Here is a 25,764-nt window from a genome sequence, read left to right as displayed (position 1 = left end):
CTTCGGAAAGTTCCTGTCTAAAACCACCTCCTTTTTAATCATTTTTTAAGCCGTAACAGGTTGCATGGCCCATTCATCGATCCATCTCGCCAGAACCTTAACCCATTCATCACGATCATTCAGACAGGGAACCACCGTAAATTCCTTTCCTCCCACCTCTTCAAAGATCTCCTTCCCTTCCATGGCGATCTCTTCAAGGGTCTCAAGACAATCTGATACAAAGGCCGGGGTCACGATCGCCAGTTTCCTGGTCCCTTCAAGACCCAATCTTTCAATGGTCCTGTCTGTATAAGGTTTCAACCATGGATCAAATCCCAGTCTCGATTGAAAGGATACCGAATATTTGTCTTTTTCGAGTCCCAGGGTTTCTGCTACCAATCTTGTAGACTCATAACACTGGTGCCTGTAGCAGAATTGATGAGCTGCTGAAGGTGTCTGGCAACAAGTATCATTGATCTTACAGTGGGATTTGGTAATATCACTTTTCCTGATGTGCCTTTCCGGAACTCCGTGATAGGAGAAAAGCAGATGTTCAAATTCAACATCTTTCAGGCTTTCTGAAATACTGTTGGAAAGGACACGAATATAATCGGCGTGATTGTAAAAGGCAGGAACTGAAGTGAATTGCATTTCCGGAAAATGTTTTTTCCGAAGTTCTTCTGCCAGTACCAGAATAGTTTCCGTAGTGGCCATGGCAAACTGAGGGTACAGCGGGAAAACCAATACCTCATCCACCCCTTTGTCGTGCAGTTCCTGTAAACCGCTCAAAATATTCGGTTTTCCATAACGCATGGCCAAAGCGATTGGAACAGAGGTGAGGGCATCAACTTTTTCCTGTAATCTTTCTGAAAGCACAATTAATGGAGATCCTTCCTCCCACCAGATCTTTTCGTAAGCCTCTGCAGACTTTTTGGGGCGGGTGTTAAGGATGATCCCTCTAACCAAAAGGGTTCGTGCCCAGTAAGGAACATCGATCACCCGTTCATCCATCAGGAATTCATCCAGATATTTTTTAACATCTTTTGGATCTGTACTGTCCGGTGATCCAAGATTGACCAGCAAAACACCTTTACTCATAGCCCGTAATTTGTTTCCAAAAATACAATTAATAAATAGTGACAAAAAAGGTTTCCGGAGATTATAGTCTTATAACCCCATTGCTTTGATTTATCTAACCCGAGTCTGAGGTAAGCGACATCAGGTATTTCTTTGGAGTGGTCCCGAATTTCTTTTTAAAGGCGGCAATAAAGTGGCTCGAAGTACTGTAGCCAACCTTTAAGCCCACCTCGTTTACATTATATTCCCCGGTGTCCAGCAATTTCCTGGCATATTCCATTTTATAGTCGAATAAAAAACTATAGACTGAGTCCCCATAGATTTGTTTAAATCCTTCTTTTAATTTTTTAAGACTAAGACCAATTTGGTTGGAAAGCTCCTGTAGCGAAGGAGGTTCGGCCATATTGGCGATAATGATATCCTTTGCTTTCCTTATTTTAAGAACATTCTCTTCATCACTCAGGAACGGGCACTGCTCAACATCAGGATCTTCAGAACGGTTAAAGTAGAGACTAAGCAACTCGTAGGCTTTGGCTTTATAGTAAAGGTTTTTAATAGTGGGAACAATATTGTAATTCGCCACCTGGTTCAATACGATGACCATTCCCGGTGACAGCGGAACTTCCTTGTAATACTGTTTATCCCGGTTTTCCAGCTGCAGGAAACTAATGTAACCTGCTTCTTCCGAAAATAGTGAATGGAATTTCTTAATAGAGATTACAATGGAGATCAACCAACTGTTGGGCTGAAGTTCCATATCTATGGGTAGGTCTCTTTTAGGATTGTAAAGCAGAAGTGAATTCTCTTCGGAAAGAGGGATCTTATAACTTCCGTTATTAAAGAAAAACCTGCTTTCCCCTTTACCTGAAAAATGGAATTGAATGAACTTGCTATTGATATTGCGAAGCACCTTTACCGGCTGCTTCTGCTCATTCTGGAACTTCAAAAGATAGAACCCTTCTTCAAGTTTTGTCTTTTCAAAAATCCCTCCAGCGATATTTTTTTCCATGTTCTCCATCCTGACCTGAATCATATTATTAGGGACAGTTTTGACCTAATTTCCGGTACATGCCCTTTACATAGGTAAAATTACTGAAAAATATGATCAATGTCAGTTTTTACCCTAAAATCACGTGAAGCGATAAAAATAGTACTTTTAGCGTTGTTTTTTGGTTTAGTCTTGTCTTAATTTTGCTGTTTGAATTCCTAATCAGGTACATGGAAGATTATAATATTTCGAGAGGAAAACATTTTTACACCATTGGTTTAAGCTACAAGAAAGCCGATGCGGAAATAAGAGGCCACTTTAGCCTGGATGATCAGGGCAAAAAGAACCTGTTACTACAGGCCAAAGAGGAAGGCATTGATGGATTAATCGTGACCTCAACCTGCAACAGGACCGAAATCTACGGTTTTGCCCAGCACCCTTTTCAATTGATAAAGCTACTTTGCGAACATACACATGGTACTGTAGAAGAATTTGAAAAGGTTGCCTATGTATACAAAAACAAGGAGGCCATTTCCCATATGTTTAGGGTGGGGACCGGTCTTGACAGCCAGATCCTGGGGGATTTCGAGATCATTAGCCAGCTAAAGACGGCTTTTATACAGTCCCGCGATGCAGGAGTTGCCAATCCTTTCTTTGAACGTCTTATCAATGCGGTGATACAAGCAAGCAAAAGGATAAAGAACGAAACCCAGATCTCATCGGGGGCTACTTCGGTGAGTTTTGCTTCTGTACAATATATTCTTCAGAATTATGAGAATCCCGCAGAGAAGAATATTTTACTCTTCGGAACAGGAAAAATAGGAAGGAACACTTGTGAGAACCTGGTGAAGCATACCGGCAACCATAAGATCACTTTGATCAACCGCACCAAGAACAAAGCCGAAAAGATCGCCGGCAAATTTGACCTCACCGTTAAGGACTATGCAGACCTGCAGGCAGAGATAAGGCAGGCAGATATCCTTATTGTGGCTACAGGAGCTCAGAATCCCACTATCACCCGGGAACTTATCTACAACAAAAAAGAATTGTTGATCCTGGATCTTTCTATTCCGAAGAACGTGGCAGATGATGTGCAGGAGCTTTCAGGAGTGAAATTGATCCACCTGGACCATTTGTCGCAAATGACAGATGAAACCCTGGAGCGCAGAAAGGAATCTATTCCGCAGGCGAAAACCATTATTTCAGAAATAGAATCAGAGTTCATTTCCTGGCTGGAGACCAGAAAATTTGCCCCAACGATCAAGGCCCTGAAGAAAAAATTCAAGGATATGAAAGATGCTGAGATAGATTTTCAGCGTAGAAAAATATCTGATTTCAATGACCAGCAGGCAGAGATCATAAGCGACAGGATCATTCAGAAAATAATGAATCATTTTGCCAATCATCTAAAAGGGGATTCCAATACTACCGATGAAAGTCTGGAGCTTATCCAGAGAATGTTTCAACTGGAAGACCCGGTAAGAAAATGAAAAAAACGATCCGAATAGGAACACGTGACAGTGAACTTGCCATGTGGCAGGCTAACACCGTAAAGCAGGCCCTCGAAAAATTAGGATATCAAACCGAACTTGTTCCCGTCAAATCTCAGGGAGATCTGGTCTTAGACAAACCTTTATATGAATTCGGGATCACCGGGATCTTTACCAAGACCCTGGATGTGGCGATGTTGACCAACACGATCGATATTGCCGTGCATTCCATGAAAGATGTCCCTACTGCCCTTCCCAAAGGGATCGTGGAAGCTGCGGTACTTAAAAGGGCACATACACAGGATATTTTAGTTCACAAAGGAACCGATTTTCTTAACACTGAAGGAATAATCGCTACGGGAAGTCTTAGGAGAAAAGCTCAGTGGCTGCACAAATACCCCAATCACGAAGTGGTAGACCTCCGCGGAAATGTGAATACCCGCATGCAGAAACTGGAAGACAATGAATGGAACGGAGCCATTTTTGCTGCTGCCGGACTTGAAAGAATAAACCTCAAACCTGAATCATATTCAGATTTAAAATGGATGATTCCGGCCCCCGCGCAGGGAGCAATGCTGGTAGTGGCAAAGGAAGAGGATGAATTTTGCCGCAAGGCACTTTCTGCCCTAAACCATGAAGAATCTGAGATCTGCGTCCATATAGAACGGGAATTTTTACGTACTCTTGAGGGAGGCTGTACTGCCCCTATTGGTGCTCTTGCCGTGATTGAAGGAGACAACATTCATTTTAAAGGTGCCCTTTTCAGCCTTGACGGAAGCAAAAAGATAGGAACTGAAAAAACGATCCCGGTTACAGAAAATGAAGGTTTTGGAAAAGCCTGTGCTGAGGAAGTTCTTGCAGCAGGTGGTGCCGAATTGATGAAAGAGATCAAAAAGCTCATTAACACCAAAGGCTAAAAAATATTATCCGTTCCCCTTACCAAATTAACATTTTGAAAAATAAAACCAATCCGGAAGTAAAACCTTCGCCAGCAACGCATGTTGCAGGAACTAAAAGCCTTCTTTCTACCAAAACACTTACACCCGCTCAAAAGGAGTTGATTCTTAATGCAGGAATTGGACTGGTAGAAAAGGAATTCATTTCTATAGTTTCCCTCAATTTTCAGTTAAACAGCATTCCTGAAAATATAATTTTTACCAGTAAAAATGCGGTAAAGGCAATACTTGATCATCCCGCTGTTTCCCAGTTAAGGACCAGAAATGTATTTTGCGTGGGTGAAAAAACCGCAGCTCTTCTTAAAGAGAATGATTTCACAGTAGTGAAAGCTGCTGACTATGGAAATATCCTGGCAGATGCTATTGTAAAAAACTACCAGAAGGAGGATTTCCTGTTTTTTTGCGGAAAGAATAGACATCCTGCACTTCCCGATACATTAAAGGCGAACGGAGTAAGACTTATCGAGATCGAAGTTTACGATACTCTCCTGGAGCCGAAAAAAATAGATCGTATCTTTGATGGAGTGCTTTTTTTTAGCCCCAGTGCAGTGCAAAGCTTTTATTCGGAAAATACTGCCGAAGAAAGTATTGCTTTCTGTATAGGAAAAACAACCGCTTCTGAAGCTGAAAAATACACCGGGAATATCGTGGTTGCCAACAAACCAACCACTGAGAACCTGATCGTACAGGCGGTAAAGAAATTTAAGTAAAAACAACTACTGACCTGCAAGGTTTCCAAAACCTTGTAGGTTTTTTGAAGTAGATTCCATGAAGACCTACAAGGTCAAAAAAAGACCTTGCAGGTCTGTTGAAGAAAAAAATGAAACTAGAAACATTAGAAAAAGATTGTTATTACCACATCTATAACAGAGGGATTAATAGATCGAACATCTTTTCTAATGCACAAAACAGGGAATACTTCCTTAAACAGTACAGAAAATATTTATCAGGTAAAGTATCAACTTTTGCTTATTGTCTTCTCCAAAACCACTTTCATTTTGTGGTAAGGGTTGAAGGGGAATCAAAAGAGGTTACCCAAAGCTTTTCAAATTTCTTTAATTCCTATGCAAAAGCCTTTAATAAGGCTGAAGACAGAAGCGGCAGTTTATTCGAAAAGCGTTTCAGAAAAATAAAAGTAGATAGCGAGAAGTACCTCAAACAACTAATTATCTACGTAAATTTAAATCCTCAAATCCACTTTGGGGAAGATTTTAAAAACTATTCTTATTCATCCTATAAGGAAGTAATGAATGGTTCTTTTAGCATTTTGAAGACAGAAGAAATTCTTAATATTTTTGGAGATAAAGTGAATTTCCAGGAAGTTCATGACATCCGCAGACTTTCTTAGTCTGAAATATTAACTTTAGAATAATAATATATTTATGATAAAAAACGATCTGTTTCTTAGAGCTTTAAAAGGTGAGACCGTAGAACGTCCGCCGGTGTGGATGATGAGACAGGCAGGAAGGTACCTGCCCGATTTCATCAAGCTAAAGGAAAAATATGATTTTTTCACCCGGTGCCGTACCCCTGAACTGGCCACAGAGATCACCGTTATGCCAATACACCAGATTGGTACAGATGCAGCGATACTTTTCAGTGATATTCTTGTAGTGCCTCAAGCGATGAATATTGAGGTGGAGATGAGACCTGGGGTAGGTCCCTGGCTTCCCAATCCCATTAGGACTATGGAAGATGTTCACAAGGTGATCGTGCCAGATGTTCATGAAACTCTTGGTTACGTCATGGAGGCGATCAAAATGACCAAGAAAGAACTAAATGATGAAGTACCTCTTATAGGTTTTGCCGGCTCCCCTTGGACCATACTTTGTTATGCGGTACAAGGGCAGGGATCCAAGAATTTTGATATTGCAAAGAAATTTTGTTTTACCAATCCCCAGGCGGCCCATACTCTGCTTCAAAAAATAACCGATACCACGATAAGTTATCTTAAGGCAAAGGTGGAAGCCGGAGTTGACGCCGTGCAGATCTTTGATTCCTGGGGCGGGATGCTTTCCCCCACAGATTACGAAGAATTCTCATGGAAATATATCCAGCAGATCATAGATGCCCTCAAAGGCGATACCCATGTGATTGCCTTTGGAAAAGGATGCTGGTTCGCGCTTGACAAGATGGCGGTTTCAGGAGCGGCTGCATTGGGTGTAGACTGGACTTGTTCCCCGAAAATGGCAAGAAAGCTAAGCGGAGGAGAGATCACCCTACAGGGCAACTTTGACCCCAGCAGACTCTATTCGCCACCTTCCGAAATTAGGACTATGGTACATACTATGATCAATGAATTCGGCAAAGACAAATATATCGTTAACCTTGGGCATGGTATCCTGCCAGACATTCCTGTTGAAAATGCTAAAGCCTTCGTAGAAGCGGTTAAAGAATATAAAGCAAATTAAAGTGGTATTAGGTAGAAGAATAGCGAGCCTTAATCCCAGGGAACTCGTGGTTCTTTCGGGTGTCTTTTTAAGGTATCCTTTATACCTCCTTCCCACTTATAAAGCTACCCGGAAAACAGTAGCTATGTGCGATCATCTTTATAAAGATTTGCACCATGAAGACAACAGGACCAACGCATTTCGTCACGCGCTGTGGAACTATTTGATCTGTCAATACTGTTTACCGGTTTCCAAATCCCCTGAAAAAACCATGAGCTGGAGCAAAAAGATAACCGATCTTCATGAGCGGCTCTCGCCAAATGACGAACTTGCAAAAAACATGGATATCCACAATAACAGGATAGGAAGAGAACTGTTTTATAATTCCTTCGGAAAAAAATTGGAGATCATACCGGTTCTACAACATATGACAGCGGAAGCAGTAAAAGTTCAGAGTCTGGCAGAAATTGAAGAAGTGAAGGAAAAATTAATTTTTATCGACAAACTCGAAACGCCATTATGAAATCAAAGTTTTACAGCTACATCGAGCAACTGCAGGATAGCATAACCGGTGCCCTGGAAGAAATTGATGGCAAAGCCAAATTTCGGGAGGATCTCTGGAACCGGAAAGAAGGTGGCGGTGGTCGTACCCGGGTGATTGAGAACGGGGCCGTCTTTGAAAAGGGCGGTGTGAATATCTCAAAAGTCCACGGACCTTTAGCGCCGGCAATGCAAGTGCATTTTGGCGTAGGGGACGTTGATTTTTTCGCCTGCGGAATTAGTCTGGTATTACATCCTAAAAATCCAATGGTTCCCACCGTACATGCCAACTGGCGCTATTTCGAGATGTATGACAAACAAGGGTCTGTTGTAGACAGTTGGTTTGGAGGAGGACAGGATCTTACCCCCTATTATCTTTTTGAAGAGGATGCAAAGCATTTTCATCAGGTTTGTAAAGCGGCCTGTGACAGGCATGATCCACAATTCTATCCGGATTTTAAGAAGAAATGCGATGAATATTTTTATAATTCTCACCGGAATGAAGCACGCGGCATAGGAGGATTGTTCTTTGATTACCTGAAACCTTCCGAAGAAAAAAGTGCAGAAGAATGGTATAACTTTGTAACCGATGTGGGAAATAGCTTTTTAGAGGCTTATGCTCCCATTGTTCAGCGAAGAATGAACCTGTCTTATGACGATCATCAGAGAGAGTGGCAGGAGATACGCCGCGGCAGGTATGTAGAATTCAATTTGGTACATGACAAAGGCACCCTTTTCGGGCTAAAGACCAATGGCCGTATTGAAAGTATATTGATGAGCCTTCCGCCACATGTACAATGGGTGTATGACCATCTTCCGGAAAAAGGAACCGAGGAAGAAAGATTATTGCAGGTCTTAAAAGATCCCAGGGAGTGGGTTTAGGTCCAGTGGTCAGAAAAATATAAAAATTAATATTCTTGAATTTTGAACTTTGAATTATGCTAATACGAAACCGAAGATTAAGAACCACTGAAGCCTTAAGGAGCATTGTGCGCGAAAACTCCCTCACTCCCGATGATTTTATCGTTCCTCTCTTTGTAGTGGAAGGTACCAATGTGAAGGAAGAGATCGCCTCTATGCCCAACTATTATCGCTACAGCCTTGACCTTTTAAAACATGAGGTAAAGGAACTTTGGGACCTGGGACTTAAATCTGTACTTGTTTTCGTGAAAGTACCCGATGAGTTGAAAGACAACAAAGGTACTGAAGCATTAAACCCAAACGGACTTATGCAACGCGCCGTTAAGACCATCAAGGATTCTGTACCGGGGATGCTGGTGATGACAGATGTTGCTCTAGATCCTTATTCCTCCTACGGGCATGACGGGATCGTGGAAAAAGGAGAGATCGTGAACGATGCCACTACAGAAGTGTTGGCAAAAATGTCACTTTCCCATGTTAAGGCCGGAGCAGATTTTGTGGCCCCCAGCGATATGATGGATGGAAGGATAAAATGCATACGCGAACTATTGGAAAGAGAGAATTATGTCAACGCGGGTATTATGAGCTATAGCGCAAAATACGCTTCGGCTTTTTATGGTCCTTTCAGGGATGCACTGGATTCTGCACCGGGTTTTGGGGACAAGAAGACTTACCAGATGGATCCTTCCAACCGCAAAGAAGCGCTCAGGGAAACACTGATGGACATTGAAGAGGGAGCAGATATCGTTATGGTGAAACCCGGTTTATGTTACCTTGACATTGTGAGAGACATTCGGGAGGCTGTACAAGTACCCGTGGCGGTTTACCAGGTGAGTGGTGAATATTCCATGCTCAAGGCAGCTTCAGAAAAAGGATGGCTTGACCATGATGCCGTGATGTTGGAGCAGCTCACGGCCATTAAAAGAGCCGGGGCGAATGTGATCGCCAGTTACTTTGCCAAAGACGCCGTTAAATTATTATAGGGCAGCAGCAGGAAACCTTTTTCTTCGTAATTTTAGAGGGTGAAAAAAGCTTCCCATATCCCGGGTAAAATGTTGATTCTCCTGCTCATATTCCTGAGTTTAGGTGGGGAGTTCTCTTATGGCTTTACTTCAGAAGAATTCCGTTCTGATGATCCGTTTTCCGAAACGAATTTCGCAATTCCCGTGGGTCCAACCTGGGCTATCATGGAGAATCCTTTCCAAAAGATCTCAGATCCTTCTGAAAATTATTTCTCCGGAAGCTTTTCTTCAGTTTCTGACAGCATTGTGTCTGAAAGTATCCCGAAGAATACAACATCTGCGTACTTCTTCCGAAGAGACTTAAGATCAGAATTAACCGCATACATCTTTCCCACTCATTTTTTTACCTGATAGAACACCCGGTTGTCTTCTAAGCAACTATTTTCAGGATCAATTTAAAAAATACATAAACAAATAATTAAAGAAAATGGATACAGGATCCACCCTTTTGGGTATTGGGTTATTACTGTTGTTTATAACTCCTATTGGTTACCTCATATATAACCAGTCCATGCAGGAAAAAAAGACTGCCAAACAAATGAGAATAACCGCGGCCAATGTTGGCATGAATCTTTCACAGCTTGATCTTCTCCCCTTACTCGCTCTGGGATTGGATAAAACTGCGGAAAAACTCCTGGTTTTAACCCCGGAAAACAAAAAGACCCACCTAATTGACTTACATAAAGTCACCTCGGCAGAAGTGGTTAAAAAGTACCATCTTAATCATACCACCACCCTGCTTGATGATGTGGAGGAGATCTCTCTTACCCTGAAGAATGGAAAAGAGCCTTATGAAAAAGTGATCTTCTACAGGGAAGGAAAAAACGCCGTAACCGAAAAGGAGAAACTACTTCAGACAGCCATAAAATGGCAGAAGATAGTTTCGGCGAAATAAGCGTCCCTCATTTTTTTCTAAAACAGGAGTCTCACTCCTGTTTTTATTTATACATCTTTGTTAATTAATTTCAATTTCGTTGTGGCGGTTCTATCTCGAAATTCGCCGGCGGGGTAGCTCCAAGCAGGTGCTCCACGAAATAATCCCAGCGGCGGCGCATCATATAGTAAGAATCCTCTCCAAAACCATGACGGGCGTTGGGAAAAATAATAAGATCGAAATCTTTATTGGCTTTTATGAGCGCGTCAACAACCAAATAAGTATTATAGGGAGGCACATTATCATCGAGTCCGCCGTGGGCGAGCAATAGTTTTCCTTTCAGGTTTTCTGCGTATACCTGATTCGCCTGCTCGTTATAATTATCAACTCCATCTGCGCCCATCGTCATTAAACCAATATATCTTTCTCCCCAGTCATCTTCATAATTTCGGTTATCATGATTACCCGATTCTGCAATTCCTACGGAATAGAAATCCCCATGCCTGAACATCGCTGCGGCGGCTGCATAACCACCACCGGAATGACCCCAGATCCCTACTTTTTCAGCATCTATAAAAGGATGTTCTTCAGCAAGTTGCCGAATTCCGGCCTTTTGATCCTCCAGGGTATTACCTGAAATATCTCCGTAACAGGCATCATGGAATGCCTTGGAACGGCCTGGATTACAGGAGCCATCTATAAGAATAACTACAAAACCCAGTTCGGCTAAAGCCTGATGATCGCTTCGGGCCGCTGAAAAGTTCCGGCTTCCAACACTTCCCCCTTGCGGACCGGGATAGACGTAATTCACCACCGGATATTTTTTATTCTCATCCAGATGGGTAGGGGTAAACATCAAGCCTTGAAGATCCCATTGACCATCTGCAGATTTTACAGTAATTGGTTCCGGAGCTTTCCAACCCGAAGCCTCGAGACGGGAAATATCAGCCTTTTCCAACACCGCAATCTCTTTTCCATTCCTGTTGCGCAGCACGGCCACAGGAGGGGTATTAGGGGTGGAATAATTATCTACGAAAAATTGATGATCGGGAGAAAAAGAGATACGATGATTGGCATTTTCCGGAGTTAAGACTTTCAGGTTCTTTCCGCTGAAATCCACTTTGTACAAATGTGAAAAATATGGATCTCTACTCTTCTCCATTCCGTTTGCCTCGAAATATAAGGTGCGGTTCTTTTCATCCACATGCACCAGCTGGGTCACTACAAAATTACCCTTCGTGATCTGATGTTTCAGGTCTCCGGTTTTTAGATCATAAAGGTAAAGATGGCCCCAGCCATCCCTTTCAGAATACCAGATAATCTCATTGCTCTTTGGCAGATACTTCCAGTTGATACTCCCCTGCCCGGATTCATATTGGGTCTCCACTACTTCCTCAAAAATCTCCCGTACTTCCCCGGTTTTAGCATCGGCAATACGCAGTTTCGCCTCCTTATGGTCTCTTGAGGTGGAAACAAAAGCCAATTGTGTGGCATCTTCATTCCAGTAATTATCATCAAATGCGCCCGAACATGATATATCATCACAAAGGGTTCCGCGACGCGGGTCTGCCTTCACCTGTAAGGGGATCACCTTTGGCTCCTCAACCTCTATAATTACACGGTGAATTTTGATGACTTCCTCATCTTGGGGAAGCGGATATTTCCATGCCTGGAGCTTTGGTGCTCCCACTGTGGTTTCCACCAGGTACATATCACTTACATGTCGCTGGTCTTGCCTGTAGGTGGCGATCTTCTTTGAATCTGGTGACCAGAGAAGAATAGGTTTATCACTTTTTCTCCATCCGGCATTATCTGTAGCATATCCAAAATTCTCCTCCCCGTCTGTAGTTAGCTGAGTTTCTTCGTTGGTTTCAAGATCTCTCATCCAAAGGTTCCAGTCACGAATGAAAGCTACCTTCTTTCGGTCAGGTGAGACCACTTCAGACCCTTTAACATCAGCTTTACTTTCTGAAGGAATTCCCTCCAGAAGCTCATTTTTTGAAGATGCCGTTCTCTTTTTTCCTGTTTTTGGGTCCACCAGTACATATTCAGTTCCTTCTGCAGTTGACACCTGGTACCAGAAGCGCCCGTCTTTCAGCCAGGTAGGTCTCACATTAGCTCTTTCTATTAAGGGATTCGTATTGAACCTGAGGAATTTCACGGCCTGTTCATAATCTTCGGCAGTGACTTCCTTTCGGGTATCCTGCGCCTGTACTGAATGGAATATCAGCACGATCATTAAAATGGATAAAAAAGATTTTTTCATATGAAGATGATTAAACAGTTATAAATTCGAAAGAAAAATCCGGTAAAGAATTTAGCCCAAGATAAACATTTCCTTTTTCTTTGGATCAAGGGCACATATGAATTGGAGCTGAGAAATAACCGTAATTTTCCGGCTTTCAGCGCAAGCTTTCTTATTTTTGAAGGAAAACCACAAAACACCGCTCATGCTCTGCATAAAACACCATTCCACCGACCCTTATTTCAACATAGCCACAGATGAATATATATTCAAACACATTAAGGAAGATTGTTTCATGCTTTGGCGTAATGACAATGCGATAATTGTTGGAAAACATCAAAACACCCTGGCCGAGATCAACCATGAATATGTCAAAGAGCGCGGGATCAAAGTGGTGCGACGTCTCTCTGGTGGTGGAGCGGTCTATCATGACCTGGGCAACCTCAACTTTTCGTTTACCCGTACCGGGGACAGCTATGAAATGATCGATTTCCAGAGATATACCAAACCAATTATTGAAGTTTTAAAAGAACTGGGGGTGAACGCAAAATTTGAGGGCCGGAATGATCTAACCATAGAAGGAAAGAAATTTTCGGGTAATGCAGAGCACGTCTTCAAAAACAAAGTCCTGCATCACGGAACCCTGCTGTTTTCTTCAGAAATGACAGATATAAGTGGCGCTTTGAAGGTAAATCCACTCAAGTATAAAGACCGCGGCGTTCGTTCTGTTCCCAACCGGGTCACCAACATTAGTGACCATCTACCGGTAAAGATAAGCCTGGATGAATTTACCGATAAAATAATGCAGTATATTATTAACCAGTTTAAGGACGCCCGTCTGTATGAGTTCACTGAAGATGACCTCAACAAAATACAGGAGATAAGGGATGAAAAATACAGCACCTGGGAATGGAATTTTGGCTACTCCCCCGAATATAATTTTAAGCAGGGAGCCCGTACCGAGGGTGGCACCATCGAAATGAACATGAATGTGGTTCACGGAATCATAAAGGACGTAAAGATTACGGGAGATTTCTTTCATATAAGGGACATTCATCCCATAGAAAAGGCCCTGGAGAATACCAAACACGAGGAAGAAGAAATAAGGGCAAAACTCGAACCCTTTAACTTAAAAGAATACTTCAACAAGATCTCTGAAGATGACCTGATTTCAATCATGTTCTAGTACTACGTTAAGTTTAAATCAACGCTGCCATTTTTCCTGATAACTTTTGTTATCTTGATTTCCAAACCTGCAGGTTACTATGGGATTATTATTGACGTATGCTTTTATTTCGATCTTCTTTTCATTTCTATGTTCCATACTGGAAGCAGCGTTTTTGAGCATCACCCCTTCCTACATCAGAATGAAATCAAGGGAAGGTAAAAAATATGCCCGAACCCTTACCCATTTTAAACAGGATATAGATAAACCTTTGATCGCCATCCTTACCGTCAATACAGTTGCCCATACTGTTGGAGCTATCCTCGTGGGGGTTCAGGCCGAGAAAGTATTTGGTGATGGCGGTAACATGGTTGGGATCGTTTCAGCATTAATGACCCTGGCTATTTTAGTCCTCTCTGAAATAATCCCGAAGACCATTGGAGCCACCTACTGGAAGTCATTGGGGAACTTCACAGCAAAAACCTTGAAGATCTTTGTTTTTCTCCTGAAGTATACAGGGATCCTGTGGCTAATGATGCTCACGACGAAACTTATTGGAAAATCGGCGCATGTGAGCACTATGAGCCGGGAAGAATTTATGGCAATTACAGATGTCGCCGAAGAAGAAGGTATTTTTGAGGAACAGGAGACCACAGTCATAAAAAATATGCTGGTTTTTAAAAATGTCACCGCTAAAGACGTGATGACTCCATTTTCTGTAGCTGTAACCGAAGATGAGAACACTACAATAGAGGAATTCCACAGAACACATAAGAACCTGAAGTTTTCAAGGATACCTGTCTTTAACAAACGCCCCGCTAATATTACCGGCTTCATACTAAAAGATGAGGTACTTGAGGAGATGATTGACGAGAAAGGGCCTGAACCCCTGGCTTCTTTAAAGCGTGATATTCATATCATTTCTGAGGAAATGCCAGTCCCTGAGCTTTTTGACCGGTTTCTGCAAAAAAGAACCCATCTTGCCATTGTCGTAGATGAATACGGAAATAATATTGGGCTGGTCACTATGGAGGATATTATTGAAACCTTGCTTGGGCTGGAGATCATGGACGAAAGTGACAATGTTGAAGATATGCAGGTACTGGCAAGGCAGAACTGGGAACGCCGAGCGCGAAAAATGGGACTTTTAAAAAAAGACGAAGAAAAAAATGAATAAGACCTTTTTGAAAACTCCATTGGGAACTGCCACTATTGAAGGAGATAAGAACGGGATCTCCCGGGTATCTATTACCCAAGATAATACAGAGGTTTCTCTTGAAGTACCCAAAGAACTTGCACCAGCCGTAAAGCAATTGCAGGAATATTTCGCAGGAAAACGGACTATTTTTGATCTCACACTTAACCCCGAAGGAACAGATTTTCAGAAGAAAATCTGGAAGCTGCTACAAAACATTCCCTATGGAAAGACAAGTACCTATAAAGAGCTAACCAATGAATTCGGGAATCCGTTGGCGATAAGAGCGGTGGCTGCAGCAAACGGAAAAAACCCGTTATGGATCCTTATTCCCTGCCACCGGGTTATTGGAAGTGATGGTTCCCTCACGGGTTATGCCGGCGGCTTGTGGAGGAAAAAGTGGCTGTTAGAGCATGAAAGACCCGAGAAGCAACAGGTACTTTTCATTTAAGTTTCGGGAAGCATGAAGACCTTCAAAAAAATATTTACGGGAATACTCCTTTTTCTGGTCGCAGCCGTGTTGTTGATCTATGCTTTCAACTATGACTATATTTTTAAAGCGATAAAAACCACCTGGTTGAGTGGGCATGCCACCGCCCATATTGACGATCATACAGAATTTGAAACCCGTAAAATAGAAGCGGGAGACCCCCAACCATGGCCTTTGCACCAGAATTACAATCAGGTGACACCTACCCCGGAGCTGGAAAAGATCAACAGAGAGCTACAAACCGTTGCCTTTCTCATCATTAAGAATGACAGTATATGGTTTGAAGAATACCGCGAGGAATATGGACCCGACTCACGGACTAATTCCTTTTCAATCGCAAAAAGTGTTACAGCAGCTCTTTTGGGTAAGGCAATTTCTGAAGGATATATTGACAGCCTGGAGCAGCCGGTGGCAGATTACTTTCCGCAGTTCGATCGGCGGCTTACGGTAGGCGATCTTGCCTCTATGTCTTCGGGACTCAACTGGGATGAGAATTATTTTAATCCGTTTTCCATGAATGCCCGGGCTTATTTTGGGGAGGACATCAGGGAGCAGGTCCTTTCGCTGAAGGTGGTTCAAGGCCCGGGGGAAGAATTCGAATACCTGAGTGGAAACACCAGCCTGTTAGCTATGATTCTGGAAAAAGCAACGGGGAAAAAACTTTCCAACTACCTCAGCGAAAGCTTCTGGAAACCCATGGGGATGAGGAGCGATGCCCTATGGCAGCTGGACAGCAAAGAGAGCGGACTTGAAAAAGCTTACTGTTGCATAGCCTCCAACGCCCGCGATTTGGCGCGTTTTGGAAAACTTTACAAAGATTTCGGGAAATGGAATGGAGAACAGCTCCTCGACTCTGCATTTATAGCTACTTCCATAAGACCCAGGTTTGAGGATTCCCCACATTTTGGCTACGGAATTTGGCTCGCAGAGAAGATGGGGAAAAATATCTTTTATATGCGTGGCCTCTTTGGTCAATATGTGATTGTTATTCCTGAAGATGATCTCATCATTGTTAGACTGGGCAGGGAACATATTTCCAAGCCTGAAAAGCAGGCTCATCATGACGATTTTTATGTTTATATTGAGGAGGTATTAAAAATGACCGGCCAATATGATCAAAAAGATATCATTAAAGAACCTGTTATTCCTGGACATTGAAACGGTTCCTGAAAACGAAACCTTCGAAGCACTTTCCGAAGAAAAAAAGAAGCTTTGGGAGCTAAAAACCCAATACCAGCGAAAAGAAGATTTCACCCCTGAAGAATTCTACGATCGTGCCGGCATATGGGCAGAATTTGGAAAGATCATTTGTATCTCTGTTGGGTATTTCGCGCTGAAAGGTGAAATGAGAACCTTCAGGATAACCACCTTCCATGGAGAGGAAAAGAAATTGCTCGGGGAATTCAAGACCCTGCTGGAGGACCATTTTGGAAGACCGCAGCATCTCCTCTGTGCCCATAACGGGAAAGAATTCGATTTTCCCTACATAGCCCGAAGAATGCTGATTCACAATATAGAGTTGCCGGTAAAGCTGGATCTTTTCGGGAAAAAACCATGGGAAGTACCGCACCTGGACACTCTCGAATTATGGAAATTTGGTGATTACAAACATTACACCTCCCTTAGGTTATTATGTAATGTATTGAGAATACCTTCCCCCAAAGATGATATTGAAGGCAGCGAGGTTAGGGACGTATATTACAAAGAAGGGAATCTGGACCGCATCATTCTTTATTGCGAAAAAGATGTGGTGGCAATTGCCCAGGTAGTTCTTAGACTTCGGCAGGAAGAGTTATTAAATGAGGAAGAGATACTTTCTGTATAACCTCTTTCGTCCTTCCTGTTTTATTAATCCTTTGTTATCGCTTACCGCTGTTTTTCAATAAATTGGTATATTTAAGTACAGATCGGTTTTTCTTATGAAAATCAGCCGTTCTTAAACCAACTGTAACCAAAAATTAAAAATTATGTATCTATACGTTGAACAATGGAATGTCACCCAAAAATGGATGGATCTTTCCAAGGAGGAGCGCCGAAACTACATGAACAAAGTGGGGGAAGCGATAAACGATCTTTCCAAAGCCGGTGTTGAGAACCTGGGATGGGCTATGAATGATGAACATACTCCCTACAGAAGTGATTACCGGTATATGGCCATCTGGAAGATCCCTTCTCTGGACGATGTGGAAAGATTTGAAAAAGGTATTGAAGAAGCCAAATGGCATAAATATTTTTCACAGGTCAATTCCCGGGGAAAGATCATGCCACTTAATGAAGCAATCGATTTTCTGGTCAACCTGGAAGAACATTCAACTTCGATCATTGATTAAACCTCATAAAAAAAAGGTCCCTGAAAAGTAAATTTCAGGGACCTTTTGTTCTTCTATAATAGCTGTTATAATGTCATTTCGGGAATTTCCCCTTCGACGATAAGGGTCCCTTCCGTCGCATTTTTAATATCTTCCACGCTTACTCCGGGAGCTCTTTCCAGGAGTTTAAAACCGCCTTCAGTAATTTCAAGAACTGCAAGATTGGTCACCACTTTTTTAACACAACCAACCCCTGTAAGAGGCAAGGTACATCTTTTCAAAAGTTTTGATTCGCCCGCCCGATTAGTGTGCATCATTGCGACAATAATATTTTCAGCACTTGCCACAAGATCCATGGCACCACCCATTCCTTTAACCATCTTCCCCGGAATTTTCCAGTTAGCGATATCACCGTTCTCGGCGACTTCCATGGCTCCCAGAATTGTGAGATCCACATGCTGCCCGCGAATCATTCCGAAGCTCATTGCCGAGTCAAAAAAGCTGGCTCCCGGCAAGGCCGTGATGGTTTGTTTCCCGGCATTGATAAGATCGGCATCCTCTTCTCCTTCAAAAGGAAAAGGCCCCATTCCCAGGATCCCATTCTCGCTTTGAAATTCTACCTGTATGTCGTCGCGAACAAAATTAGCAACCAAAGTAGGGATACCAATCCCCAGGTTGACATAATACCCGTCCTTTACTTCTTTTGCGATTCGCTTTGCGATTCCTTCTTTATCTAACATTTTCTATAATTTGAAGATTGGTGGATTTGAAAATTTGAAGATTATTTTTTCCGAACTGTTCTCTGCTCAATGCGTTTTTCATAATCTTTCCCCTGAAAAATTCGCTGCACAAAAATTCCGGGGATATGGATCTGGTTAGGATCAAGTTCTCCCGGTTTTACCAGTTCTTCCACTTCGGCTACGGTAATTGTAGCAGCACCACACATCACGGGATTAAAGTTTCGTGCTGTCCCTTTAAAAATGAGGTTTCCAGCCTCATCTCCTTTCCAGGCTTTTACAAAAGCGAAATCGGCTTTATAGGCTTCCTCAAGGACATACATCTTTCCATCGAATTCACGGGTTTCTTTTCCTTCAGCTACCTCAGTTCCATATCCTGCCGGAGTATAAATGGCCGGGAAGCCCTGTTGAGCTGCCTGACATTTCGCGGCTAGAGTGCCCTGAGGGGTGAGTTCCACCTCCAGTTCCCCGCTGAGCATTTGTCGCTCAAATTCAGCATTCTCCCCCACATAGGAAGAAACCATTTTATCGATCTGTTTCTTTTGGAGTAATAAACCTAATCCGAAGTCATCAACTCCGGCATTATTGGAGATACAGGTTAGATTTTTCAGGTTAAGACGCACCAGTTCAGAAATGGCATTTTCGGGAATTCCGCTTAATCCAAATCCACCAAGCATAAAAGTCATTCCGTCATGAACTCCTTCCAGGGCTTTAGAAACATCTTCTACAGTTTTCTTGATCATTATGTATTATTTTATTCCGAAAAATACAAAAATAAAGGGCCTGTCGCAATGCTTCAGGCCCACTAATAAATTTTTCAGAATTTACCTTTTTAGAAATCCAATTCATCAGGAATATAATCTTCCTCCTCATAATCTCTTTTTCCGTAGGTATCACAATCTGTATGGATAGTAATGGTGTCAGGTTTGGGAAAATCTTCTTTTGAAACATCCAACTGGCTGTCTGCATATACTTTCTTCATATAGATCCCCCAAATAGGAAGTGCCATGGCAGCTCCCTGCCCATACCTGATACCTGGAAAATGGACGGCCCTGTCCTCAGCTCCAACCCATACCCCGGTTACAAGATTTGGCACCATACCCATGAACCAACCATCACTCTGGTTTTGAGTGGTACCTGTTTTACCGGCAATTGCATTGGTGAAATTATAAGGATAGCCTGTAACCACGCTTTTATAGTATGGATCGTTCACAGCCCAATCCCCTCTTAATCTGGTTCCTGAACCATACCGGGTAACCCCTTCCATAAGATTCACTGTAACATATGCTGTTTCATTACTCAATACGTCTCTCGTCTCTGGTAGGTGCTGGTAAAGAATGGTTCCATTCTTGTCTTCTATCCTGCTCACGATAACCGGCTTTACATAAACCCCTTCATTCACAAAGGCACTATAGGCCGAGACCATTTCAAAAACACTAAGATCTGCGGTACCTAAAGCAATAGATGGAACTTCAGGGATATCCCTGGTGTCAATCCCCAGTTTGCCAATAAGCTCAATAACGGGTTTGGGCCCGGTACGATCAATTAATCTCGCGGTAACCGTATTGACCGATTCGGCCAGACCTTTTTTTAAACTTAACATTCCGTTGTATTCATTGTTACTGTTGCGAGGAGTCCAGTCATTCTGAGTCCCGTGTCTTCCCGCTTCAATAGTGTGCAAGCTTTGTGGTAAAGTATCACATGGAGACAAATGCAGCTGGTCAATGGCCGTGGCATAAACAAAAGGTTTAAAGGTAGAACCCACCTGGCGTTTGGACTGTTTTACGTGATCATATTTAAAGTGCTTGAAATTTATACCACCTACCCAGGCTTTCACCTCTCCGGTTTGCGGAGTCATGGACATCATACCGGTCTGTAAATGCCCTTTGTAGTGTAAAATTGAATCACGGGGTGTCATTACCGTATCCTTGATCCCATTCCAGGTGAAGATACTCATGCGGGTTTTTTCTTTGAAAGATGCCGCTATCTCTTCGTCAGATTTTCCCTGCCTTTGTAGGATACGCCATCTTTCGCTACGGCGCATCGCATCGGTTATTAATTTCTCCCTTTGTTCAGAAGTGATATCTCTAAAGGGAGCTGTTTTGTTATTCTTGTTCTGGCGGTCAAATTCCTTTTGAAGATTTGGAATATGCATTTTTACAGCTTCTTCTGCATACTGTTGCATGCGTGAGTCAATGCTGGTGTATATTTTAAGTCCGTCACGGTAAATGTTATAACTGGTACCATCAGGCTTCGGGTTCTTTTCGATCCAGTCTTTCATGAATCCCTGCAGGTATACCCTGAAATAAGTGGCCACCCCTTCATCATGCCCTTGCGGGGTGAAAGTTATCTTCATTGGAATCTGCTGCAGAGAATCCTTCTCTTCCTGAGTGATATAATCATTCTTAGCCATTTGACCCAATACAGTATTTCTTCTCTGCTCCACTAATTCAGGTCTCCTTACCGGATTGTAGTAAGCAGAGTTCACAAGCATTCCAACCAGGACAGCAGACTCCTCGGGTTTAAGGTCTCTTGGCTCTTTATCAAAATAGATCTTTGCTGCTGACCGTATCCCCACCGCCTGATAAATAAAATCATATTTGTTAAGGTACATGGTAATGATCTCTTCCTTGGTATATTGCCGTTCTAATCGCGTTGCGATGATCCACTCCTTAAATTTTTGAAGTACCCTTGCAGCCGGATTTCTCGAGGCATTTTCTGTAAAAAGTTGTTTTGCCAACTGCTGGGTGATAGTACTACCCCCTCCTTTTTTTCCTAAATAAACCGCGGCACGTAACGTGGCTCTTATATCTATGCCGGAATGATCGTAAAATCGTTCATCTTCTGTAGCAACAAAAGCTTCTATGAGATGTGGAGGTAAGTCTTCATATTTTATTGGGGTACGGTTCTCGTTATAATATTTCCCCAGTGTCTCCCCGTCTGATGAGAAGATCTCTGTCGCCAGGTTGGTCTCCGGGTTCTCGAGTTCCTCAAAGGTAGGCATAGGCCCAAATAAGCCCCAACCGGCCAATAAGAATAATAGTAAGATAAGGGAAATCCCTGCGGCGAAGAGTGACCAGAACCAGACTTTATACCTGTTGAATTTTCTTTTTTCGGTGGCCTCTTCTTTTTTTGCCTTTGCTGTTGTTTTAGCCATGGGCTATAATAAATTAATTAACGGAATGCTCTATTCGAAATCCAACCTCTGTAACACCTTCAAGACTTTCTATGCCTGTAATACTGTCTCTCTTGCGCATTGCCTGCTGAATGTTCACGGTATATTCCCCGGCTTCAGGAAACCTAAAATTCTCCTTGTACCAAAGCTTGTTCTCTTTTACCTCTCCAAAGCCTGTGCCAAGCCATTCTCCGGAAGGCTTCGCCATCTCATATTGCAGCGTATCAGAAATAACTTTTCCGTAGGGAAAATTGATCTCAGTAATAAGGAACAGGTTGCTGTATTTGTAATCTGAATTATTCCGAAGATTGATAAACAGATTATAGTTTTTCAGAGTATCGGGGGCCTCCAGTTTAAAACCAACGACCGAATCCTTGTGCCAGGTATTCGGCAAACTTTGATATTCATCGTAAACCCGTGTTTTATCACAGGAAACCAATAACAATAAACTCAAAAAGATAAAAAAAGGTACGATCTTACCCATTCCTCTGAGGTTTTCTCTTTTTGCGTTTGTTCTTTCTCTTTTTCTTCCCACTGCCCTTATTATCAAAACGTGTAAGACTATCCTGCCCTACTACGTTGTTGAAATCGGGTTTAGATTCTTGCTGTATTTCTACGGCAAACTCTTCCAGACTTGCCACCTGTTCCTTATTGCCGTTGGCTTGAATGATCTTATTGGCCTGTGCTACCGTCAAGGTATGCCAGTTGCTCCAGTCACCTTCGTAGGCATACCAGAGAAGACCCTGGAAAATATCTATTTTTTGACAAACTGCCGTTCCTTTTTTGGTCTGCAGTTTTACCTCAGACTTAGGGAAATCTTTAAGGGCATCCAGATAAGTATCCAGTTCGTAGTTGAGACAACATTTCAGCTTACCACACTGGCCTGCCAGCTTCTGAGGATTCAGCGAAAGTTGCTGATATCTTGCTGCGGAAGTGTTCACGCTCCTGAAATCGGTTAACCAGGTGGAACAGCATAATTCCCTTCCGCAGGAACCGATTCCCCCCAGTCTTGAAGCCTCCTGACGGAAGCCTATCTGGCGCATTTCGATCCTGGTATTGAACTCCCGGGCAAACTCCTTGATAAGCTGTCTGAAATCTACTCTTTCTTCAGCAGTGTAATAAAAAGTGGCTTTTGAGGCATCTCCCTGGAATTCTATATCGCTTATCTTCATTTGAAGATTAAGTCTTATGGCGATCTCCCTGGCACGAACCTTCATTTTCTCCTCCTTTTCACGGGCTTCCTGCCATATATCTATATCCCGCTGAGAAGCTTTGCGGTAAACTCGCAGGATCTCACTTGAATCGGGTTTAATCTTCTTCTTTTTCATCTGAACCCTTACGAGCTCTCCCGTGAGAGCAACCACACCTACATCATGGCCGGGGGCTGCTTCGGTAGCAACCACATCTCCCATGCTAAGGCTTAGATTCTCTGTATTTTTATAGAAATGCTTACGACCGTTTTTAAATCTTACCTCCACGAAACTGAAGGGCTCCATACCCTGCGGAAGTGACATATTTGCCAACCAGTCAAAGACCGATAATTTGTTGCATCCGTCTGTTCCACAGGTACCGTTGTTTTGACATCCCTTTGGCTGACCGTCTTTGCCGGTGGCACAACTGTTACATCCCATACTCTTTATATATTGTAATCCTGAAAGCCAGGCGTACCTGCTTCCGGATTGAATTTTAATTATAAAACTGCTGAGGTAAATATACCATTATTTATGGAACGCGTTTCCTGCCCTACTAATTGTCAGCGTTTATAGGTAAGCACCTCAGACCTACCTTTTTTAAAGATTTTATTGCTGTTTCCCTTCCCTTTTCGCAGTGCTTTTTGCTCTTCATAGGGCAGCGCGGCGATGTCACGACAATTATTTGAACAACACTCATTCATTTTTTCAGAGCATTCCCCACACTGGATGAACAACAGGTGACAGGCTTCATTGGCACAGTTCACATGTGTATCGCAAGGTTTTCCACATTGGTGGCAACTAGAGATAACGTCTTCGCTTATGCGTTCCCCTCTGCGATGGTCAAACACAAAATTTTTACCTACAAACTTATTTTCCAGGTTGAGATTTTGAACCTGCCGGGCGTATTCAATGATCCCTCCTTCCAGTTGAAAAACGTTTTTAAAACCTTTATGTTTGTAATATGCACTTGCCTTTTCACATCGTATTCCTCCTGTACAGTACATCACAAGATTTTTATCTTCCTTGTGGTCTTTGAGATCTTCTTCAATAATTGAAAGACTGTCTCTAAAGGTATCAACATCAGGGGTTACCGCTCCTTGAAAATGGCCAATTTCGCTTTCATAGTGATTCCGCATATCCACAAGCACAGTATTGGGGTCCTCCAGAAGTTTATTGAATTTCTCTGCATCAACATGAACCCCTTTGTTGGTAACATCAAAGGTAGCATCGTTCAACCCGTCTGCAAGGATCTTGTCCCTTACCTTCACTTTGAGTTTCAAGAAAGATTTGACATCGTGTTCTATGGCAATGTTAAGTCTTACGTTTTCCAGAAACCAGATCCCGTCAAGGAAATTCTTGAATTCATCAAATCTTTTTGCCGGCAAAGAAAGTTGGGCGTTGATCCCCTCATGGGCGACATAAATGCGTCCAAGTACCTCCATTTGGTCCCAGGTTATAAAAAGATGGTTTCTGAATAAATCGGGATTCCCGATTTTTGCATACTGATAGAAAGAGAGCGTAAGCCGGTCTTCCCCGGCCTCGTCAAGAAGGGCTGCTCTTTCTTTAGCACTTAATTTATTGTACAGTTGCATGCTATACTAATTTATAAGGTTAAAGAAAATTTGCTGCAAAGATAAGGCTTTAAATGAAAAAATGCCCGGATGTTGCATCGGGGCATTTTTTTTCGAACGGCTAATTCGTTATTAATATTTTTTAATTCTTCAACTAAAAATAAAAATAACGTTAGCCACCGTCCACCCGGCAGCTGCAATTGAGATTGACTACTGCAGCACCACCGGAAATACTTATAATAATATTCCTTCTTAAAAATTTCATGTAGTAATGTGTTGCTTTACCTAATAGATGCAGGAAAGGCAAAAAGGTTGCGTATTAATGTTGTGACGAATTAAAAACTTATATTACTTTAGCAGCAATATCATATAAAACAGAAGCCGAAATAATGAGTAACGAGAAAGAAAAAGAAGCAAAATTAAAGGCCCTCAAGCTCACTCTTGACAAGATGGATAAGACCTATGGCAAGGGAACTGTAATGAAAATGAGCGACCAGGCGGTGATGGATGTAGATGCTATTTCAAGCGGGTCGTTAGGACTGGACCTGGCTCTTGGAGTTGGAGGATATCCCCGCGGAAGGGTAATTGAAATATATGGTCCTGAATCTTCAGGAAAAACAACACTTACCTTACATGCTATTGCAGAAGCTCAAAAAACGGGTGGGATCGCAGCTTTTATAGATGCGGAACATGCGTTTGACCGTTTTTATGCTGAAAAACTAGGGATCGATCTTGAAAACCTGATCATTTCTCAACCCGACAATGGGGAGCAGGCTTTGGAGATCGCAGATAACCTGATCCGTTCGGGAGCGATTGACATTATCGTAGTGGATTCAGTTGCCGCTTTGACCCCAAAAAGTGAGATCGAAGGAGAAATGGGAGATTCAAAAATGGGTCTTCATGCCCGGTTAATGTCTCAGGCACTTAGAAAACTTACCGGTTCTATTAGTAAGACCAACTGTACTGTTATCTTCATTAACCAGTTAAGGGAGAAGATTGGGGTAATGTTTGGGAACCCGGAAACCACTACAGGAGGTAATGCACTTAAATTCTATGCTTCCATTCGTTTGGATATTAGAAGGTCTACACAGATCAAAGATGCCAACAGTGAAGTACAGGGGAACAAGACCAGGGTCAAAGTGGTGAAGAACAAAGTTGCTCCACCCTTCAAAACAGCAGAATTCGACATCATGTATGGCGAAGGAATCTCCAAAATTGGAGAGATCATTGATGTGGGAGTTGATTACGAGATCATCAAAAAGAGTGGTTCCTGGTTTAGCTATGAAGACACCAAACTGGGGCAGGGTCGTGATGCGGTAAAACTGCTGCTTAAGGATAATCCAGATCTCATGGAGGAACTTGAAACCAGGATCAAGGAAGCGATCAAGATCGCAAAGGCATAAACTTAAAAATCCCGAAATTCTCGGGATTTTTTCTTTTTCAGCGC

At 42.5% G+C, this 25,764-nt stretch carries 26 protein-coding genes; 17 read left to right on the top strand and 9 right to left on the bottom strand.

The genetic code is table 11. The annotated features are described in order from the left end of the window. Nucleotides 1-45: 45 nt before the first annotated feature. Both hemH and ACFSTG_RS06030 read right to left on the bottom strand, forming a co-directional pair. The gene (hemH, locus tag ACFSTG_RS06035; RefSeq protein ID WP_380749639.1) at nucleotides 46-1,077 is read right to left on the bottom strand and encodes a ferrochelatase; all 1,032 of its coding nucleotides are present in this window, start codon (nucleotides 1,075-1,077) and stop codon (nucleotides 46-48) included. A 94-nt stretch (nucleotides 1,078-1,171) separates the two neighbouring features. After that, complete coding sequence (locus tag ACFSTG_RS06030) at nucleotides 1,172-2,074, bottom strand: AraC family transcriptional regulator (protein WP_380750804.1); 903 nt, start codon at nucleotides 2,072-2,074, stop codon at nucleotides 1,172-1,174. Between the two features lie 200 nt (nucleotides 2,075-2,274). Here ACFSTG_RS06030 and hemA point away from each other — a divergent pair, with 200 nt between their 5' ends. The 10 genes from hemA to ACFSTG_RS05980 all read left to right on the top strand — a co-directional run bounded on the left by hemA (nucleotide 2,275) and on the right by ACFSTG_RS05980 (nucleotide 10,258). Next, a complete protein-coding gene (gene hemA / locus ACFSTG_RS06025; RefSeq protein ID WP_380749636.1) occupies nucleotides 2,275-3,534 on the top strand; it encodes a glutamyl-tRNA reductase in 1,260 nt (419 codons plus the stop codon). Beyond that, nucleotides 3,531-4,451, top strand: a complete 921-nt coding sequence (gene hemC, locus ACFSTG_RS06020; protein ID WP_380749634.1) for a hydroxymethylbilane synthase — start codon at nucleotides 3,531-3,533, stop codon at nucleotides 4,449-4,451. The genes hemA and hemC overlap by 4 nt, the downstream gene beginning before the upstream one ends. Before the next feature lie 35 nt (nucleotides 4,452-4,486). Then, nucleotides 4,487-5,200 carry a uroporphyrinogen-III synthase gene (locus ACFSTG_RS06015; RefSeq protein WP_380749631.1) on the top strand — a complete coding sequence of 238 codons (714 nt, stop codon included), beginning with the start codon at nucleotides 4,487-4,489 and terminating at the stop codon, nucleotides 5,198-5,200. Nucleotides 5,201-5,310: 110 nt separating this feature from the next. Continuing rightward, a complete protein-coding gene (locus ACFSTG_RS06010) occupies nucleotides 5,311-5,838 on the top strand; it encodes a transposase (RefSeq protein WP_380749629.1) in 528 nt (175 codons plus the stop codon). 34 nt (nucleotides 5,839-5,872) lie between these two features. Next, nucleotides 5,873-6,901, top strand: a complete 1,029-nt coding sequence (gene hemE / locus ACFSTG_RS06005) for a uroporphyrinogen decarboxylase (RefSeq protein ID WP_380749627.1) — start codon at nucleotides 5,873-5,875, stop codon at nucleotides 6,899-6,901. Nucleotide 6,902: 1 nt separating this feature from the next. Further along, on the top strand, nucleotides 6,903-7,403 hold the full coding sequence (locus tag ACFSTG_RS06000; protein WP_380749625.1) for a DUF6973 domain-containing protein: 501 nt from the start codon (nucleotides 6,903-6,905) through the stop codon (nucleotides 7,401-7,403). Continuing rightward, complete coding sequence (hemF, locus tag ACFSTG_RS05995) at nucleotides 7,400-8,302, top strand: oxygen-dependent coproporphyrinogen oxidase (RefSeq protein ID WP_380749623.1); 903 nt, start codon at nucleotides 7,400-7,402, stop codon at nucleotides 8,300-8,302. Before ACFSTG_RS06000 ends, hemF begins: the two co-directional genes overlap by 4 nt. A gap of 56 nt (nucleotides 8,303-8,358) precedes the next feature. Continuing rightward, complete coding sequence (gene hemB, locus ACFSTG_RS05990; protein ID WP_380749620.1) at nucleotides 8,359-9,324, top strand: porphobilinogen synthase; 966 nt, start codon at nucleotides 8,359-8,361, stop codon at nucleotides 9,322-9,324. 69 nt (nucleotides 9,325-9,393) lie between these two features. After that, nucleotides 9,394-9,714 carry a hypothetical protein gene (locus ACFSTG_RS05985; RefSeq protein ID WP_380749617.1) on the top strand — a complete coding sequence of 107 codons (321 nt, stop codon included), beginning with the start codon at nucleotides 9,394-9,396 and terminating at the stop codon, nucleotides 9,712-9,714. A 76-nt stretch (nucleotides 9,715-9,790) separates the two neighbouring features. After that, complete coding sequence (locus ACFSTG_RS05980) at nucleotides 9,791-10,258, top strand: hypothetical protein (RefSeq protein ID WP_380749614.1); 468 nt, start codon at nucleotides 9,791-9,793, stop codon at nucleotides 10,256-10,258. Nucleotides 10,259-10,328: 70 nt separating this feature from the next. Here the strand turns inward: ACFSTG_RS05980 and ACFSTG_RS05975 are convergent, their stop codons facing one another. Continuing rightward, nucleotides 10,329-12,503, bottom strand: a complete 2,175-nt coding sequence (locus ACFSTG_RS05975) for a S9 family peptidase (protein ID WP_380749610.1) — start codon at nucleotides 12,501-12,503, stop codon at nucleotides 10,329-10,331. A 184-nt stretch (nucleotides 12,504-12,687) separates the two neighbouring features. Here ACFSTG_RS05975 and ACFSTG_RS05970 point away from each other — a divergent pair, with 184 nt between their 5' ends. The 6 genes from ACFSTG_RS05970 (at nucleotide 12,688) to ACFSTG_RS05945 (ending at nucleotide 17,662) form a co-directional block, all read left to right on the top strand. Next, on the top strand, nucleotides 12,688-13,668 hold the full coding sequence (locus ACFSTG_RS05970) for a lipoate--protein ligase (protein WP_380749607.1): 981 nt from the start codon (nucleotides 12,688-12,690) through the stop codon (nucleotides 13,666-13,668). A 79-nt stretch (nucleotides 13,669-13,747) separates the two neighbouring features. Next, nucleotides 13,748-14,824, top strand: a complete 1,077-nt coding sequence (locus ACFSTG_RS05965; protein ID WP_380749605.1) for a CNNM domain-containing protein — start codon at nucleotides 13,748-13,750, stop codon at nucleotides 14,822-14,824. Continuing rightward, the gene (locus tag ACFSTG_RS05960; protein WP_380749602.1) at nucleotides 14,817-15,293 is read left to right on the top strand and encodes a methylated-DNA--[protein]-cysteine S-methyltransferase; all 477 of its coding nucleotides are present in this window, start codon (nucleotides 14,817-14,819) and stop codon (nucleotides 15,291-15,293) included. The genes ACFSTG_RS05965 and ACFSTG_RS05960 overlap by 8 nt, the downstream gene beginning before the upstream one ends. 12 nt (nucleotides 15,294-15,305) lie before the next feature. Further along, nucleotides 15,306-16,490: a serine hydrolase domain-containing protein gene (locus tag ACFSTG_RS05955; RefSeq protein ID WP_380749599.1), complete on the top strand. Its 1,185-nt coding sequence runs from the start codon at nucleotides 15,306-15,308 to the stop codon at nucleotides 16,488-16,490. Next, a complete protein-coding gene (locus ACFSTG_RS05950; protein WP_380749596.1) occupies nucleotides 16,444-17,157 on the top strand; it encodes a 3'-5' exonuclease in 714 nt (237 codons plus the stop codon). Before ACFSTG_RS05955 ends, ACFSTG_RS05950 begins: the two co-directional genes overlap by 47 nt. A 142-nt stretch (nucleotides 17,158-17,299) precedes the next feature. After that, on the top strand, nucleotides 17,300-17,662 hold the full coding sequence (locus ACFSTG_RS05945; protein ID WP_380749593.1) for a DUF6616 family protein: 363 nt from the start codon (nucleotides 17,300-17,302) through the stop codon (nucleotides 17,660-17,662). 65 nt (nucleotides 17,663-17,727) lie between these two features. On the opposite strand, the gene ACFSTG_RS05940 is transcribed toward ACFSTG_RS05945, so the two are convergent. From ACFSTG_RS05940 to trhO, 6 genes are all read right to left on the bottom strand, one after another. Continuing rightward, nucleotides 17,728-18,381, bottom strand: a complete 654-nt coding sequence (locus ACFSTG_RS05940) for a CoA transferase subunit B (RefSeq protein ID WP_380749590.1) — start codon at nucleotides 18,379-18,381, stop codon at nucleotides 17,728-17,730. 41 nt (nucleotides 18,382-18,422) lie between these two features. After that, on the bottom strand, nucleotides 18,423-19,121 hold the full coding sequence (locus ACFSTG_RS05935; protein ID WP_380749587.1) for a CoA transferase subunit A: 699 nt from the start codon (nucleotides 19,119-19,121) through the stop codon (nucleotides 18,423-18,425). An 89-nt stretch (nucleotides 19,122-19,210) separates the two neighbouring features. Then, nucleotides 19,211-21,535 (bottom strand): penicillin-binding protein 1A, encoded by a 2,325-nt coding sequence (locus tag ACFSTG_RS05930; protein WP_380749584.1) that lies wholly within the window; start codon nucleotides 21,533-21,535, stop codon nucleotides 19,211-19,213. Nucleotides 21,536-21,548: 13 nt separating this feature from the next. Next, nucleotides 21,549-22,037: a gliding motility lipoprotein GldH gene (locus ACFSTG_RS05925; RefSeq protein WP_380749581.1), complete on the bottom strand. Its 489-nt coding sequence runs from the start codon at nucleotides 22,035-22,037 to the stop codon at nucleotides 21,549-21,551. Then, entirely contained in the window at nucleotides 22,030-23,184 is a 1,155-nt protein-coding gene (locus ACFSTG_RS05920; protein ID WP_380749578.1) for a PSP1 domain-containing protein, read from the bottom strand. Before ACFSTG_RS05920 ends, ACFSTG_RS05925 begins: the two co-directional genes overlap by 8 nt. A gap of 122 nt (nucleotides 23,185-23,306) precedes the next feature. Continuing rightward, nucleotides 23,307-24,338 carry an oxygen-dependent tRNA uridine(34) hydroxylase TrhO gene (trhO, locus tag ACFSTG_RS05915; protein ID WP_380749575.1) on the bottom strand — a complete coding sequence of 344 codons (1,032 nt, stop codon included), beginning with the start codon at nucleotides 24,336-24,338 and terminating at the stop codon, nucleotides 23,307-23,309. Nucleotides 24,339-24,706: 368 nt separating this feature from the next. Between trhO and recA the strand changes: the two genes are divergently transcribed. Then, nucleotides 24,707-25,720, top strand: a complete 1,014-nt coding sequence (recA, locus tag ACFSTG_RS05910) for a recombinase RecA (protein WP_380749572.1) — start codon at nucleotides 24,707-24,709, stop codon at nucleotides 25,718-25,720. The last annotated feature ends 44 nt before the right edge of the window (nucleotides 25,721-25,764 follow it).

The sequence above is a fragment of the Salinimicrobium flavum genome (assembly GCF_042684505.1).
GTDB classification, from domain to species: Bacteria; Bacteroidota; Bacteroidia; order Flavobacteriales; family Flavobacteriaceae; genus Salinimicrobium; species Salinimicrobium flavum.
The sequence above is the reverse complement of the archived record's forward strand: the minus strand, read 5'-3'. Positions and strand labels throughout refer to the sequence as shown.